The organism is Streptomyces durocortorensis, from assembly GCF_031760065.1.
In the GTDB taxonomy this organism is placed as follows: Bacteria; Actinomycetota; Actinomycetes; order Streptomycetales; family Streptomycetaceae; genus Streptomyces.
The window spans coordinates 3143501-3157292 of sequence record NZ_CP134500.1; the positions used below are offsets into that span (position 1 = coordinate 3143501).

Annotated in this window: 13 protein-coding genes; 3 read left to right on the top strand and 10 right to left on the bottom strand. The window is 66.1% G+C overall.

The window, feature by feature from the left end; genetic code table 11:
- Positions 1-50: 50 nt before the first annotated feature.
- The 8 genes from RI138_RS13805 to RI138_RS13840 all read right to left on the bottom strand — a co-directional run bounded on the left by RI138_RS13805 (position 51) and on the right by RI138_RS13840 (position 8731).
- Positions 51-1265: a DNA adenine methylase gene (locus RI138_RS13805; protein ID WP_311120147.1), complete on the bottom strand. Its 1215-nt coding sequence runs from the start codon at positions 1263-1265 to the stop codon at positions 51-53.
- Positions 1262-2662: a hypothetical protein gene (locus RI138_RS13810; RefSeq protein ID WP_311120148.1), complete on the bottom strand. Its 1401-nt coding sequence runs from the start codon at positions 2660-2662 to the stop codon at positions 1262-1264. Before RI138_RS13810 ends, RI138_RS13805 begins: the two co-directional genes overlap by 4 nt.
- Positions 2662-4704 (bottom strand): helicase HerA domain-containing protein, encoded by a 2043-nt coding sequence (locus RI138_RS13815; protein WP_311120149.1) that lies wholly within the window; start codon positions 4702-4704, stop codon positions 2662-2664. Before RI138_RS13815 ends, RI138_RS13810 begins: the two co-directional genes overlap by 1 nt.
- Before the next feature lie 376 nt (positions 4705-5080).
- Positions 5081-5947 carry a GNAT family N-acetyltransferase gene (locus RI138_RS13820; protein WP_311120150.1) on the bottom strand — a complete coding sequence of 289 codons (867 nt, stop codon included), beginning with the start codon at positions 5945-5947 and terminating at the stop codon, positions 5081-5083.
- A gap of 238 nt (positions 5948-6185) precedes the next feature.
- Positions 6186-7307, bottom strand: coding sequence for a radical SAM protein (locus RI138_RS13825; RefSeq protein WP_311120151.1), 1122 nt, complete (start codon positions 7305-7307; stop codon positions 6186-6188).
- A gap of 10 nt (positions 7308-7317) precedes the next feature.
- Positions 7318-7896, bottom strand: a complete 579-nt coding sequence (locus tag RI138_RS13830; protein ID WP_311120152.1) for a hypothetical protein — start codon at positions 7894-7896, stop codon at positions 7318-7320.
- Entirely contained in the window at positions 7893-8294 is a 402-nt protein-coding gene (locus RI138_RS13835; protein WP_311120153.1) for an ATP-binding protein, read from the bottom strand. The genes RI138_RS13830 and RI138_RS13835 overlap by 4 nt, the downstream gene beginning before the upstream one ends.
- Positions 8295-8305: 11 nt before the next feature.
- Positions 8306-8731 carry a hypothetical protein gene (locus RI138_RS13840; protein WP_311120154.1) on the bottom strand — a complete coding sequence of 142 codons (426 nt, stop codon included), beginning with the start codon at positions 8729-8731 and terminating at the stop codon, positions 8306-8308.
- Positions 8732-8884: 153 nt separating this feature from the next.
- On the opposite strand from RI138_RS13840, the gene RI138_RS13845 reads away from it, so the two are divergent.
- The 3 genes from RI138_RS13845 to RI138_RS13855 are packed head-to-tail and all read left to right on the top strand — an operon-like array spanning position 8885 to position 11433.
- A complete protein-coding gene (locus RI138_RS13845; RefSeq protein ID WP_311120155.1) occupies positions 8885-9985 on the top strand; it encodes a helix-turn-helix domain-containing protein in 1101 nt (366 codons plus the stop codon).
- A 13-nt stretch (positions 9986-9998) separates the two neighbouring features.
- Entirely contained in the window at positions 9999-10667 is a 669-nt protein-coding gene (locus tag RI138_RS13850; RefSeq protein WP_218513975.1) for a YdcF family protein, read from the top strand.
- Positions 10609-11433 (top strand): WbqC family protein, encoded by an 825-nt coding sequence (locus RI138_RS13855; RefSeq protein WP_311120156.1) that lies wholly within the window; start codon positions 10609-10611, stop codon positions 11431-11433. Before RI138_RS13850 ends, RI138_RS13855 begins: the two co-directional genes overlap by 59 nt.
- A 44-nt stretch (positions 11434-11477) precedes the next feature.
- On the opposite strand, the gene RI138_RS13860 is transcribed toward RI138_RS13855, so the two are convergent.
- Both RI138_RS13860 and RI138_RS13865 read right to left on the bottom strand, forming a co-directional pair.
- Entirely contained in the window at positions 11478-13220 is a 1743-nt protein-coding gene (locus tag RI138_RS13860; protein WP_311120157.1) for a relaxase/mobilization nuclease domain-containing protein, read from the bottom strand.
- A gap of 11 nt (positions 13221-13231) precedes the next feature.
- Entirely contained in the window at positions 13232-13783 is a 552-nt protein-coding gene (locus tag RI138_RS13865; RefSeq protein ID WP_311120158.1) for a MobC family plasmid mobilization relaxosome protein, read from the bottom strand.
- Positions 13784-13792: the final 9 nt, after the last annotated feature.

Consider the following 13792-nt stretch of genomic DNA (forward strand, 5'->3'; position numbering starts at 1 on the left):
TTCGAGCCGCCAAACCGCCCCGCGTGGCAACCGTCAACCCAGCGGCGCAATCAAGGCAGCTCGCGCAGCTGGTGATCTACGGGGACAGTCGATGGCGGAAGGGTCGTGATGAGGAGTTCATCGGCATCGCGCTTGCCCGTCTTACCACTAGCGCTGTAGCGCGTCTTCACCAACCGTTTAGTCAAGGGCCACGAGCGTACGCCGAGCATCTCTCGGTCCACGCGGCTAGGCGCCATGCGAGTGTGCGCATAGAGCCAAGTGCTTTCGGTCAACATTGGGTTGTTGTCGTAGCTGAGCAGCCAGCGGAACTGCGCCTTGGTACGCAGATATCCGGCGAGCTGCATGTGGAGCATGTGGTCATCTGATCCCGCCTTGCCAGCCCTGTTGCCACCGTATCCACCTCTGGGGTCGAAAGAGGTTCGGTACAAGTGCGAGGCTTTTTCGATGTAGGGCGGGTCGAGGTAAGCAACAACGCGAGACGGGATCAACTGCGGGTAATAGCTAGGCACGTCATCGAGTGTCTGTTGCCAGTCCTTGTGCCAGACATCGACGATTCGGCCGGTGTCGTAAAGGTGACCGACATATCGAAGTCGTTCCTCTATGGCTTCCGGATTCCACCGGCATCCGATGCCGTACGGGCTTGCTTGCTTGCGCCCGCCGATCGGGCCTGCCTTACCATGAAGGATTCCAGAAAACGTTGTGCGGTTTAGAAATAGGCACTGTGTCGCGAGGTTCAGTCGGACCGTGGCAGGCTTCGCTTTCCGAGTGGGCGCCCAGGAACGCCAATAGTCCCACCGATCGACAGCGGTTACTCCACCCGGCTTGACGTATCGGGTCCACTCGTCATGCATACGGTCGATCAGCGCCTCAGTATCGGCGGCCGCGGTTTGCCAGAAGGCAGTCACCAACGGATCCACGTCAGCGAGCAGCACTCGGTCGACGAGCCCTTGGCCAACTAGTCGCAAGGACGCTGACGCTCCGCCGGCGAAAGGTTCGACCAGGAGGTTGATTTCCGGAACGGCCCTCGAGCCCTTGGCGGCATCCAAAATTCGGGCGATCACCGGCGCGAGGGACGACTTTGCTCCTGGATAGCGCAGGGGTGACTGGTACCTGCTCATCATGAGCGCGTGGTCAACGATGCCGAGGGGTGAAACGAGTGGGCGGGGGTTGTCGAGAATGTGCGTCGGGATTGTAGGCGCAGCAACATGCGCAGCGTGAGCATCACAGAGGGGGGCGGCCGGCGGCACAGCCACATTCTCGATCATGGGGTAAACCGTACCGGAGCCGCTTGTCCACCAGACGAGTCGAGACCGAGACGTTTGGTGGCTACGAGGCGGAGCACATCGGTGCCCACGCCGATCGGGAACGCGGCCTTCCCGTGCGCGGCCGCCACCGGGATGATGCCGTCGACGTACATCGAGGAACCAGTGCGGTCGATCACGTCGAGGATTGCAGGCAACGTCGGGTAGGCCGCCGGGTCGGCTTGGCCGCCGTTGGCATCATACGGTGCACCCATCGGTGGTGGCACGGTCGGGACGACAACTCGCCCATCAAGCGCGCGATACACGAACTTGCGACCCCAGTATGTCTCCTTACCGTAGGCGCGGGCGTTGTTGGCGTTTACGACTCGCGCAATGATCTGTTCGTCGCATACCAATAGGTCACCCGGTTCGAGAATGTCGTGCCGGGCCAGTTGGCGCGCGTAGTCGACCAGAACTCCGGACTTCTCAATCCCACAGACGTATGGCGCGTTGCCCGGAGTAGCCCTGCCCATCGCTTGGAAGTATTCAAGGGCTCGCCCGCGCAGCTTTGCTGGTGTGCCGAACACGGCCAGTGGGCCATCGACGATGAACAGCGTCGTGGGAAGAGCCTTCTGGCGCGACTGCTCCCACAGCAGCGTCGCCAGCCCGATCAGCACCAACAGCTCGATCACCGACATGAGCCGCCCGAGAGCGGACTGGTTCGTACCCTCCTCGCCAACCTCCTCGTGGATACGGAGCACGTCGGTGGGGAAAAGGTGCACGCCGCACGCGTCACAGTCGGCACCAGCGGGCGGCACAGGAATGTCCTTCTTGCAGTCCTGCGTCGGACAGTTAACCGGCACTGTAGCCGCTGGCGCCCCGGGAACGCCGTGGAGAAGGAAGAGCAGGTCCAGCAGCGGCTGGTCGAGGCGATTGACGTCAACCTTCTTCTGCCGAAACAGCTCATTGATGACCTCTCGCCACGAGGTCACGATGTCGGCGTCGGCACGCGTGTACGCGCCGGAGACAGGCAGATCCAGCGTCACGATGGCGGTGTTGACCGCACGCTCGATCATGTACGGGTCGACAAACCGCTCGGCCCGCTGCGATTCCAAAACTCCGAGGTCCACGTACGCTGCGGCGGCCTGCGCAAACCCGTACAGGACCGATGGCAGGCCGTCACGAACCTGCTCAACGACGTGTGAACCATCGATCGCCAGCGCAGCAGTGAGTCGGTCTGGCGCAGGCGGGGCAGCGAAGTCGCCCCGCGGACGGATTCGCTTGCGGATCGAATCCAGGTCCTGGATCGCCTCAGCCGGGACATGGAAGGTGCGTTGGTCCGCGATCGCCCGGACGGCGGCCGCCGAATGCCCCAGCCGCGATGCGATCTCGTGAGCCCCGCCGACGGTCTCGTACGGCATCAGAGTGCCGTACCGTTCAGCGTCAACGGCGGGTCACCAGCCGCTGCTCGTGCTTCGTTGACGAGCGCGATGTCGTACCGATCGATCTGGACAGGAACAATGTACGGCGAGGACAGTGTCTTGAGCCGCACGTATCCACGATCCTCGGAGGCGATGATCGCATCTGAGAACGCCCCGAAGTCATAGAACTTGGCCAGCTCCCGCACCTCAGTCGTGTTGTTCAAATGGGCGACAACCCAGTTGGCAGTATTCGCCTTAACCTGATGCGCCACCCCCGAAACCTCTTGCGTCGCGTAGGTCATGCCGAGATTCAGCTTGCTCGCTTCCTTGGCGAGCTTGACCCAGACGTCAAGGTCATCCTTATAGCGATCCGACGAGAACAGGTTGTGAGCCTCCTCAAGCATCACCTGAATGTGCGGCGGTTCCTGCCCAGAGGTAAACACCTCGGTCTGCTTAGAAAGCAGTCGACGCGTAATCGACTCACTCAGCGCCTTGGTCACAGCTTCGGCCCCGACATGCAAATCGACGATCACAATGCGCCCCCGGAGAAGCTCCTCGTAGATCTCGATCGCAGGGTCGTTCTGTGTCGCTGGGCTGTGAAACGAGCGCAGTGGATTCAGATTTCGCCAGCCTCGGACGCTGCGGTTCCCGCTGCGAGTCGTGAAAATTGGCTCAACGCTCTTCCAGCGGACATCCTTGGCGAAGTTGCTCGCGTCGGTGTCTCCGGCGTCGCGCAGCTCCACAATCTTGTCGACGACATTCTCTACGTCTACTGCAGCGACGGCCACGAAGTTGGCACTGTTCCCGACTTGCACAAACGGATCACGGCCGAGTTCGGCGACAATCTTCTGCTGAAAAGCGGCGCTGATATTGATTCGCGCGCGAAAATTTGTCGGAACTGCGAACCCCGCACGCATCAGCGCGCCATAGAGAACAAGCCGGGCACGTTGGGCATGCGTGGTGGCGGAGCGATCTCCTGGAACATCCGCATAGGACATACCCGCGAAGTCCTTGACGTAACCAGACTCATCGCCGCTAAGAGTGTCGGAAATCAACCCCTGGACTGCGTCAATCTGATTCTCAGAAAAGAAGTTGATATTGAGAGGCTTAACGTGCGGCTGCGTCCCGTCCGCACCGAACTTGAAGATCCGGACATGGTCCGCACCGATCGCCGCAATCTCGGTACCATCCTGCACATTCGGGTTGGCGTACTCCCCCTGCGGGTCGAAAATCAGCTGACCAATGGGGTGACCGCCAGCGGCGTGCTGTCGTTCGGAGACCACGAACGTGCGCGCGATGATGATCTTCGCGGTATTCGACTTGCCCATCCGAGTCATGCCGAGCAGGGCGGTCTTGTTGCCAATGAAGTCCCGGATGTTGACTTCGACTGCGGCGTCGGCCTGCTTGGCGGCTTTAGCTCGCCGCCGCGTAGCGGAGTACCGCACCGCGCCGATGCGTACGCGTTCCACCGGGCGTCCGGTCGGTTTGAGGTAGGAGGCGATCGTCGCGAGGCCGTCACCGATAGGCTTCAGGACTCGGTACGTGGACGTCGCGTAGAAGTTGTCCACGTCGGCACCGAACTCCAGCACCTTCTGCCCATCCACGTCGTCTTCGTAGAAGGTGCCGAGGATCTTGCATCGCACGCCAGTGAACGACACGCGGTTCTTGGTAAACGGGTCGAGCTCCGCATCGAGCACGGCGGATGGCGATGAGTCCTGGTTGTTTGACAGAGCCGTTCGCAGGGACTCCTCGCGCACTGCGTGCAGGTCGCGCTCAAGCGACAGCGGCGACGTGCCCTCCACACGCAGAAGCAGCACCTCGTCATCGTCGACATGTGGCTCGTTGACGTCCTGCGCGGTCGCGAGGAGGAACGAGAACTGCGGAATACCACCGGCGTCGAACTTCCAGCGATCGTGAGTCAGCACGACGGCCTGGCCGTAGTCGATCTGGTGAATCGCACCTATCCGGGTCGACCGACCATCGGCAAGCAGCTCAGACCGCAGCAAAGACCCGGCGCCAACGCCGGGAATGAATTCCGTCACTGTCCACCCGCTCCGAACGCACCCACCAGAAACCCCCCGCTCATCTGACCGAGATCAATAATCCCGTAGCGCGCTGAGTGTCACAAGACGAACGCAGCGCTGCTGACTGATGGATCAGCCTAGTGCCAAGTGAGGTCGCCAGGTGCCGAGTTGGTCCAAACCCTGGCAGACAGCAAGACCCCCTCCGGGGTATTGCCCGCGTAGGCCGACCAGCAGCGGCGGGTCGGAGAGCAGGCTCGTAGCTGCACTTGGCTGCCCATGCTCCGTGGCCTAGCTCGTGCAGCCTGGGCAGAGCACCTGCAATCACACGAGCAGGCTAGCGCGTCCCACTGACACCTGGCGGCCTGATCGTTAGCAGGAACGTACCAAGCTTGCGTCAGACCCTCCTGTCGTGGAGAAAACCCAGCGTGGCGAGCCCTTCGCTGCGACAGAGGTGATCCGAGGCTCCCCGGACTTCGGTCTGGAGGAGCTGGTACACCGCGCCGTAAGTCTGGCCCCAGTGCATGGCCGCCCGCCACAGGTGCCGACCGAGTCCGTGGCCGCGAGCCTCTGGGTGCACGGCGAAGTATTGCGGCATGAGCTGGTTGGCACCCGTGGGGTCGGGACAGATCTCCATGGGGCCGATGGCACCGACAACACGATCCTCCACCACGGCCACGAGGACCGGGCCGCATCCCTTGGTCTTCATCTGACGGTCTAGGAAGGAGAAGCCGTCGGCCGCCATGGTCTGGGCGAAGGCGGTAAAGGTGCCGCGGATGTGGAGGGGCCAGTCTTCGAGCCGACGGACGGGGCCGGCGGAGGGGGGACAGTACCGCGCCGTAAAGTCCTTGAGCTGGATGCGGACGCCATGTGTATGAGTCGTCTCCGGGCCCAGTGGCCGGACAACACGAGCAGAGGCTGCTCCGTGAAGAGCCGCGAGCTTCGCTGCGAGTTCGGCGGCCTGGTACAGGACGTCACTCCGGTGACCGTAGGCGAAGACCTTCACGGCTCGTCGGCCGCGCGTCAGCAGAGTCGGGATGAGTGTGTGGTCAGGGTGGTGGACCACGTCGCCAGGAAGGACGACCTCCTGCTTCTCGTTGCCCCAGCGGCGGTCCTTGTCGTACGGCAGGAAGCGCCGGTCGGCGGCCACGAGGAGGGTGGCTTCGAAGAGGTCCACGGTCAGGGCATGCGGGTGGACAGGTCCGAGGGTGGGCACGACCGGTGCGGTGAGCACGGCGCGGAGCCAGTCCCAGCGGAAGAGCATGCGGGCACCTTAGCGCTGTACGTGAGGGTGCTCCGGCCCGTCGGTGGGACGGGTCGGAGCACGTCGGTCGGGCCGGATTAGTGTGGGTTGTCGTCGCCGGCGTCGCAGGAGCACTCGGCGCTCTCGACAACGTCGTCCAGGTCCGCGACGAGCCTCACGGCGGCCGATGCCACCGAGGGCGCTGCGCGGCGTGCACTGGGGGGCGAGCCTGTCAGGATCTGCACCGGTACGGGTCCGGTCATGAGGTCACCTTCTTCTTGTCTCCGTGCTGGCAGTAGCTGTGCAGCGGCGCCTTCGCCTCCTGGTAGTGCTTGGCCAGGGGACGGCAGACCCGGCATGTGCCGGACAGGGCGCAGCCCTCGCACCCTCCGGTGCGAAGCATCAGGCGGTCGGCGATCGTGCCGAGCCGTCGCAGTCCTTCGATGCCTTCGGCCACGAGGTCGATCTGGTCGTCGCGGCCGACCTTGCAGATCGAGACCCTGGCGTGCGGGTCGGCGTGGAAGAACGTGTGGCCGGCGTTGCATCCAGCGAACGGCTTGCGCTGGCGCAGGTGGTCTGCGGACTGGGCGAGGAGGGGTTCGCCACCGCCGTAGATCGTCGGGGTCATGTTGGTGTACGCGTGGTGCTCCACGCCCCACTCCCTGGCGAGCGCGGCCATCGCGTCTGCCTCGCTCGCGTTGTCCTCGGTGACGACGACGTTGATGCGCAGTGGCAGCCCTGTGGCGCGGGCGGCGTCCATGCCCCGCCGGAACGCCTTCCAGGCTCCGCGCCGCTGAGTGAGCGCGTCGAAGGACTCCTCGCTCGCGCCGTACATGCTGACGACGAGGCGGTACGGCGGGCACTCCCTGAAGAGCTGGAGCAGGTCGGGGCGGAACAGCAGGGAGCCGTTGGTGGAGATCGTGAGCATCATTCCGGCCAGCCAGGCGTACCGGTAGGCGTTCTGGAAGTGCGGGTCCATGGTCGGTTCACCGCCAGTGATCTGGAGCCAGATGACGCCTGCCTTGCGCATGATGTCCAGGAGCTTGACCTTGTTCTCCCAGGTGAGGCCGGAGAAGGGCCGTTCGCCGAGATAGCAGTGCTTGCAGGCGAAATTACATCCGAGGTTGATCTCCCAGGAGGCCCGACAGTATCCGTACGCAGACGGCTCGCGGATCAGGACCGTGTCCGTCGTCGGGGCGCTAGCGACATCGAGGCCCCAGGCTTCGGCTGCCAGGTCGACCGTCCAGCCAGGCAGGGTCTGCGCGCCGTCGGCGGCTCGCAGTTGCTCGTAGTGGGTGGCCGGGATACGGGCTCCGGATCGCGCTCCGGGACGCAGCAGAAGGTGGCCGTCAAGGAAAGGGGCAGCGATGAGCTGGTGCATGGCGTGCCTTTCACGGTTCGAGTCGGCAGTGCAGGGAACAGTCCGGGCATGCGCGGCCCGAGATCGGGTCCGTGCCGCTGCCGCCGCAGGTCGAGCAGACATCAGCGCGCGGGCCTGGCGGCGGGAACTGGACGCGCCCGAACAGCAGTCGGTCAGCTGCGAGGGCGGAGTCCAGGTAGGCATCGAGGCGAAGAGCGTCTGCAGACTGTGGCAGCGGATCAAGACCGAGGAGGAGAATCGCCTCGCCGGTGCGGGCGACCAGTTCGGTCCAGGAACGGCGAGTGGGTAGCTGCAGTCGCCGGGAAGCCTCGGGAATACGCAGCAGCACGCGGTCGCCGACGAGCTGTAGGCGGCACGCTAGATCCGGGATGACTTCACGGGCTCCGGTCAGGCCACCAAGACAGACGGACAGTCGCCGCATTCGATCCTCGGCCGGCACGGCGGTGCCGCCGTCAGTCAGGGCCGGGGTGTGCGTGATCAGGATGTACGCGATCTCGCGGCCGTCCGGTCCGGCGCCCTGCCAGGTCCAAGCGGCGAGCGACACCAGTAGGCGCAGATCAGGGCCGGGCGGGGTGAGAGCGACACTCATGTTGTCGTCCCTCTCGGGGCTTTGAAGCACGACCAGACGATCTTCCCGAACGGGGTGCGGTCCTCCACGCCCCAGCCGTCGGCAAGTGCGGTCACCAGGAGCAGCCCGCGGCCGGCAGTGTCCGTGTCGCCGGGACGACGGGGGTGGGGGTACTGGCGGCGGCTGTCGTGTACTTCCAGGCATACGACCTCGTCATCGGCGTCGAGTCTGACGAGAAAGCCGCGGCCGGGATCAGTCCCGTGGAGCACGGCGTTGGTGGCGAGTTCGGAGACGCAGAGTCGGACGTCGTCGCCTCGGTCCAGCACACCCCAGATGGTCAGGGCCTCGGTGGTGAAGGCCCGCGCCTCGCTGACCGATTCGGGCCGGGACTCGAAGAACTTCTGGATCGTCTTGTTCATCGCGATAGTCCTCACGACTCGGCGTCCACGACGCGGGTGGTTCCGGAGTGCGTGCGGTGGACGGGGGCGCGTCGAGAGACGGTCGAGGATTTGGGGCTCGGGCGCCGGACCAGTAGCAGCCGGGCACCGGCCGATTCGATCTGCCGCCCACGTTCGGCCGCTATGGCCTTCGGGCCCAGGTGGGACATGGCGGGGGCGACGACGCCGTAGACGTCCGGCAGCCCCAGCACGTCGAGGAGACCGGTGAACGCCGCCGAGGCTGACCCGGCAGCGTCGCGGTCGGTGAAGAGGCCGGACAGTTGCAGCTCGTGGCGGTGGCAGTACTCGGCCAGCGAGGCGAGCAGTGATTCCTGCCGTGCTCGGGGCACGCGTACCAGTCGCAGGAAACCGTAGACGACGGGGCCGCTGACCAGGCGATGTTCCGAGAGGGGTTCCATGCTCAGGACCGTCCAATGGCTTGACACGTGGTGACGCTTCGAGCATGTCGGCGAACCAACTCGCTGCAAATCACCACCTGTTCTACTTCCGTTCCACTTCCGTCCCGCCGCGTCGTCGGGTCTGCTTCGATGGCTGGTGGAAGGGAGTGACGCGTGGCGACCGTGCACCACTGGACCGGGCTTGAGGCCAAGGCATTGCGGCTCGCCCTGCGGCTGAGCGTGCGGGCCTACGCCGAGCGTCTGGGCCTGGCGGTCGCGACCGTGTCCAAGTGGGAGAGCAAGCTCGCCGCTACTGAGCCGAGACCCGATACCCAGGCCATCCTCGACACCGCCCTCGGACGAGCGGACGCCGCAGTCCACATGCGCTTCGAGACGCTCCTGTCGGAGATGACCGGCAGCGTCGCGACCATCGGCAGACGTGTCGCCTCGTCCGGCCCCAGAGCGTGGGAGTACGAGTCATGGGCCGATGACCTCGACCGGGTCGTGGTCTCCCTGTCCCGGCAGAACTTCGCCTTCGCCGACAGCCTTCTCACTCGGTGGCTGGGCAGGTTCAAGGCCCATGAACTGGACGAGAAGGGCTTGTACCTCTTTGCCCGCTCCACGGCCTTACTTGGTGACCTCAAACGCGACCAAGGCGTTGTCCTGGGCCCGCTCTCGGCCCAGCATTCCTACGCCGGTGCCCGGACGGTCTTCACCCAGCTCGACATCCCTCGCCGCGTCGCCCAGCTCGATCTGTCGATCGCAGTCGTCACCGAGATGTCCGGCAGGCTGGAAGTCGCCGCCCGCAACTACGAGAGCCTCGCCGTCGACGACCGGCTCTCTCGCCGCGACCGGGCTCGCGCAAGGCTGTGGGTGGGGACGGCGCTGAGCAAGGACGGCGAGCACGACTACGCGACCCGCGTCATGCAGACAGCGACCCGCGAGTTCGAGGACCTCACCGAACCGGACGACTGGTCGGTGGCCCACCAGAAGCTCGCTCTGGCCCGCCGCGGCGCCGGCGATCTCTCTCAAGCCCTGCACTTCATCGACATCGCCCGAAGCAGCGGAACGACCGACTCACCAATGCAACGCGTACGCCTGGACACCGCTCACGGCCACATCCTGCTCTCCGATACAGCGACCCAGGATGATGGAATCCTCGTCCTCGACCAGGCCGCCAAGGTGGCCGCGCAGTACGGACTCGTGCACCAACTGCGCAGCATCGAGGGCGTCAAGGCCATGAGCGAGGGGCTGACCGGCCCCCGGCAACTGTGACCAGGGAGAACGCGTGCGCAACGACCATCAGGGCATCACCGAGAACCAGTGGCACCAGGCCAAGCTGATCTGGGACTACCACCAGATGCAGCACGAGCTGCGCCCCGTCGACGTGGCAATCGGACTGGGCAGCCACGACCTCGGCGTCGCAACCCGCTCCGCCGAGCTGTACCGCGCCGGGCTGTTCCAGACCCTGGTGTTCACCGGCGGCAACAGCCCCACCACCGCCAAGGTCTTCCCTCGCGGGGAGGCAGTCCACTTCCGTGAGCACGCCATCGACCTCGGTGTCCCCGCCGACGCCATTCTGCTGGAGCCCCACGCGGCAAACACCGGACAGAACATCACGCTCTCCCGTGAGGTCCTCGCCGCCTCCGGCATCCATCCGACGACGGTGCTGCTGGTCTCCAAGCCGTACATGGAACGGCGATCGTTCGCGACCGCCCGCAAGCTGTGGCCCGACATCGAGTTTCTCTGCGCGTCGGAGCCGCTGGAGTTCGACGACTATCTGAAGAGCATCGGGGACGAGAAGCTCGTTCTGGACATGCTCGCGGGCGACCTCCAGCGGGTCATCGAGTATCCGAAGCTCGGATTCGCCATCGAGCAGGAAGTCCCCGAGGACGTACATGCAGCGTACGAATCTCTCATTCGCTCCGGCTTCACCAGCCGCCTCATCTCCTCGTGAGCAGCCTGCTCCCGGCGGGCTGTGCGCGATCCACCAGCCCAATCTGTTCCCGAGGCTGACGACGCTGGCCAAGCTGTTCGCGGCGGACTACTGGATCGTCCTGGACGATGTGCAGTTCACCCGCCGCGACTACCAGCACCGAGCGCGCCTCGCCGCCATCGACGCACCAGGCCGCCAGCTGTGGCTCTCCATCCCCACCCACCTTCCGAGCGGGCGATCCACTCTCATCCGTGACGCGCTGATCGACGACGCCGAACTCGCCCGTCGAAGGACCGCCGGAATGCTGCGGCAGCACTTCGGAACCAGCCCACACTGGCGCTCCCTCGCCCAGGCCCTGGACCCGGTGTTGGATTCCTTCGCAACCGGGCGGACCGCGGTGATCGCGGAGACCTCCACCCGCGTGCTGCTCGACCTGCTCGGCTGGCGGGGCCGGATCCTCCGTAGCAGCGTCTTGTCCGCCAGACCGGGCCGCTCCCTCCGACTCGCCGACCTGGCCGCCGCAACGGGTGCTCGCGCGTACCTGTGTGGGACCGGCGGCATGACCTATCTCGACCCCGTCCCGTTCGCTGCCAGGAACATCACCGTGGCTGCCTTCCGGCCCCCGACTACCGGCATCTGGTCGACCGCACGCCGGCTCAGTGCCCTGTGGGCACTGGCGTCGCTCGGCCCAGATGCCCTGGATTCTCGTCTCCGTGCCGTTGCCGACGACCATGCCGCACTCGGGGCCACCGCGCTTGAACTGCGGTCATCGGCAACGTCTGTCTGAGGTGACAGCAGTCTGGAGCTACGAAGCGCTGCCCCCTGGAATCGCTACCGCCGAGGGCGGCTCCCTCGCTCCGGAGCGGTAACTGGCGCCGGTGGACGCTGCTGGGCCGAGGCTGTACTGCTGGCCGCTGATATCGACCGCGTCGAGCGGATGCGTGCGGCTTCGGCTCGGCTGATACGTACGGGGTTGCGGCCGGTGTGCTGGATGCGCGTGATCAAGACCCGGGCCGGGCGGCGGGCCGTGTCGAGTTCGCGTTGCTCGGTGGCCTCCTTGAGGAGCTGGTGCGGTTTGTGGCCACCGGCCTCCGCATCGGCGAGGACTGCGGCGAGAGCAGGCCAGTTCTCGTCGGCGAGGATGCGTTCGGCATGGTCGGGGACGGCGGCGCGGACGTCGCGGGCCAGAGTGCGGCGGGCCTGTTCGCGCGGCAGGCGGCGTTCCAGATCGGCGAGCGTGGGGGCGAGGGCCTGGTCGGCGGCGGTCTGGAGGTGGTCGAGGGCCCGGCGGGCTGCGTCGGCCTGGTGGGCGTGGTGCTTCGCCTCGTGCCAGCGCCCGGCGAGGATGGTCGCCCAGACCATGGCGGCGAGCAGAGCGGCCAAGGCGCTGCCGTCCGGGCCGGTGGCGGTGTTGATGATGTCGCGGGTTGCGATGCGTGCGGCGTCGGCGGCCCGGTCTTCGGCACGGACCTGGGAGCGCTGGGCGCGGGCGAACGCCTTCGATGCGGCTTGAAGTTCGGCGCGCAGGCTCTCGGGCGCGCGCTGTGCGGTGGCCTCGATCAGTTCGCCGAGCGCGGCGATGTGGGCCTGGGCCCGTGCGTCGCTGCCGGACTCGCCGTCACCGGTGGCGTCAGTGAGCTCGATGTGAAGGGTGTCGAGAGCATCGGTGGCCCGGCGCCATGCGGTGGTGGGTCGGATGCGGCGAGCAGTGGGGTGCTCCTCGGGCGTACTGGTCTCCAGGCGGGCCCGTACCTTGGGCAGGCTGAGGTCAGGGGCGATCTTCCCGCCCGGCTTAAAGATCTGCTCGCCCTTGTCGTTGATGTCACCGGGGCGGCCGACGGCATAGCCGATGAGGTCTCCGGAAGGGGCTCGCCTGGGCTTCACCGCGACGCCGTCGGCTTCGAGGTAGGTGAGCAGTTCCTCGGCGTCGGTGACGTGCGGGATGGCGGCACGGATGCGTTCTTCGAGCCACTGTTGGCTGGTCTGTTCCCAGCCGAGGCGTTCGGCCTTGTGCATCTCGGCCTGGGTGGGGCGTCGGCTGCCGGTTCCGTCGCCCTTCTTCAGTTGGCGTAGCCCGTAGTCCTTTTCGATCTCGCGGCACTCGTCGCCGACGCGGGTACCGCTGTTGTGGAGCCCCGGGCGGCGGCCGTCTTCGCGGACGGTGGTGGCGAGGATGTGGATGTGGTCGTCCGCGTGGCGTACGGCGATCCAGCGGCAGGCCAGGTCGTCTCCGGCGGGAGCGATTCCGGCCGCCTCGACGATGCGCTGGGCGATCTCGCCCCACTCGGTGTCGGAGAGGTAGCGGTCCTCGGGCGCCGCGCGGACGGGGCAGTGCCAGACGTGGTCGGTGACCGGCTTGCCGAACTCGCTGTTGCGCAGCCGTACGGGCTCGTCGAGGTAGCGGCCGAGGTCGGTGAGGGTGGCCATCTCCTCGCGGCCGGGGTCGGGCATGGCAAGCATCGCGAAGGCGGCGACGATGTGCGGATCGAAGTGTTCGTCGTGGGTTCCTCGGCCGTAGAGGTAGGCGAGCAGCCCGCGGGTGTTCGACCCGGCTTGCTTGATGGCGGCAATCATTGCGGTGGGCCTCAGACTTCCGTCGGGTCGGCGGGCTCGCGCAGGGCCTCGGCGATCAGCTCCAGCAGGTGCTGGAGTTCGTCGAGACGCAGGCGTAGATCGGGTGGGGTGAGCTCGCTGTTCAGGGCGCGGGCGATCTGGTTGACGTTGACGCCGATCCGGTTGAGCTGACGCAGCACCTGGGCGCGGAACATGTGGGTGCGGCGACGGTCCTCGGACAGCGGCAGGTTGGCGGTGAACCGGTCGGCGAGGAAGGCGAGGACGATGTCGGCGGCGAAGCCGGACTCGCCCTTGTAGCCGTGCTGCGCGGCGGTCTCCTGAAGGAGGGCGCGCTCGCCTTCAAGGAACCGCAGGGGGCCGACACGTTCGTCGCGCTTGTCGCCGGTGAAGCGGCGGATCGCGGGCTGGACGCTCTGCACGGCGGGCTCGTCGGCGGCGATCTCGGCGGCGCGTACGGGGCGGAGGATCTCGCGTTGAACGGCGTGGAGCGTGTCCAGGTCGGGGCCGCCCTCGGCCACGGCCTCCTGGTCCGGCGCCCCCTGGCGCTGGGCCGTCTCCGCCACCCCCGGGGC

What these genes read in the sequence shown, in the direction of transcription:
- RI138_RS13805 (WP_311120147.1), bottom strand. Translation starts at nt 1,265, where the DNA reads ATGATCGAGAATGTGGCTGTGCCGCCGGCCGCCCCCCTCTGTGATGCT.
- RI138_RS13810 (WP_311120148.1), bottom strand. Translation starts at nt 2,662, where the DNA reads ATGCCGTACGAGACCGTCGGCGGGGCTCACGAGATCGCATCGCGGCTG.
- RI138_RS13820 (WP_311120150.1), bottom strand. Translation starts at nt 5,947, where the DNA reads ATGCTCTTCCGCTGGGACTGGCTCCGCGCCGTGCTCACCGCACCGGTC.
- RI138_RS13825 (WP_311120151.1), bottom strand. Translation starts at nt 7,307, where the DNA reads ATGCACCAGCTCATCGCTGCCCCTTTCCTTGACGGCCACCTTCTGCTG.
- RI138_RS13830 (WP_311120152.1), bottom strand. Translation starts at nt 7,896, where the DNA reads ATGAGTGTCGCTCTCACCCCGCCCGGCCCTGATCTGCGCCTACTGGTG.
- RI138_RS13835 (WP_311120153.1), bottom strand. Translation starts at nt 8,294, where the DNA reads ATGAACAAGACGATCCAGAAGTTCTTCGAGTCCCGGCCCGAATCGGTC.
- RI138_RS13840 (WP_311120154.1), bottom strand. Translation starts at nt 8,731, where the DNA reads ATGGAACCCCTCTCGGAACATCGCCTGGTCAGCGGCCCCGTCGTCTAC.
- RI138_RS13855 (WP_311120156.1), top strand. Translation starts at nt 10,609, where the DNA reads ATGCAGCGTACGAATCTCTCATTCGCTCCGGCTTCACCAGCCGCCTCA.
- RI138_RS13860 (WP_311120157.1), bottom strand. Translation starts at nt 13,220, where the DNA reads ATGATTGCCGCCATCAAGCAAGCCGGGTCGAACACCCGCGGGCTGCTC.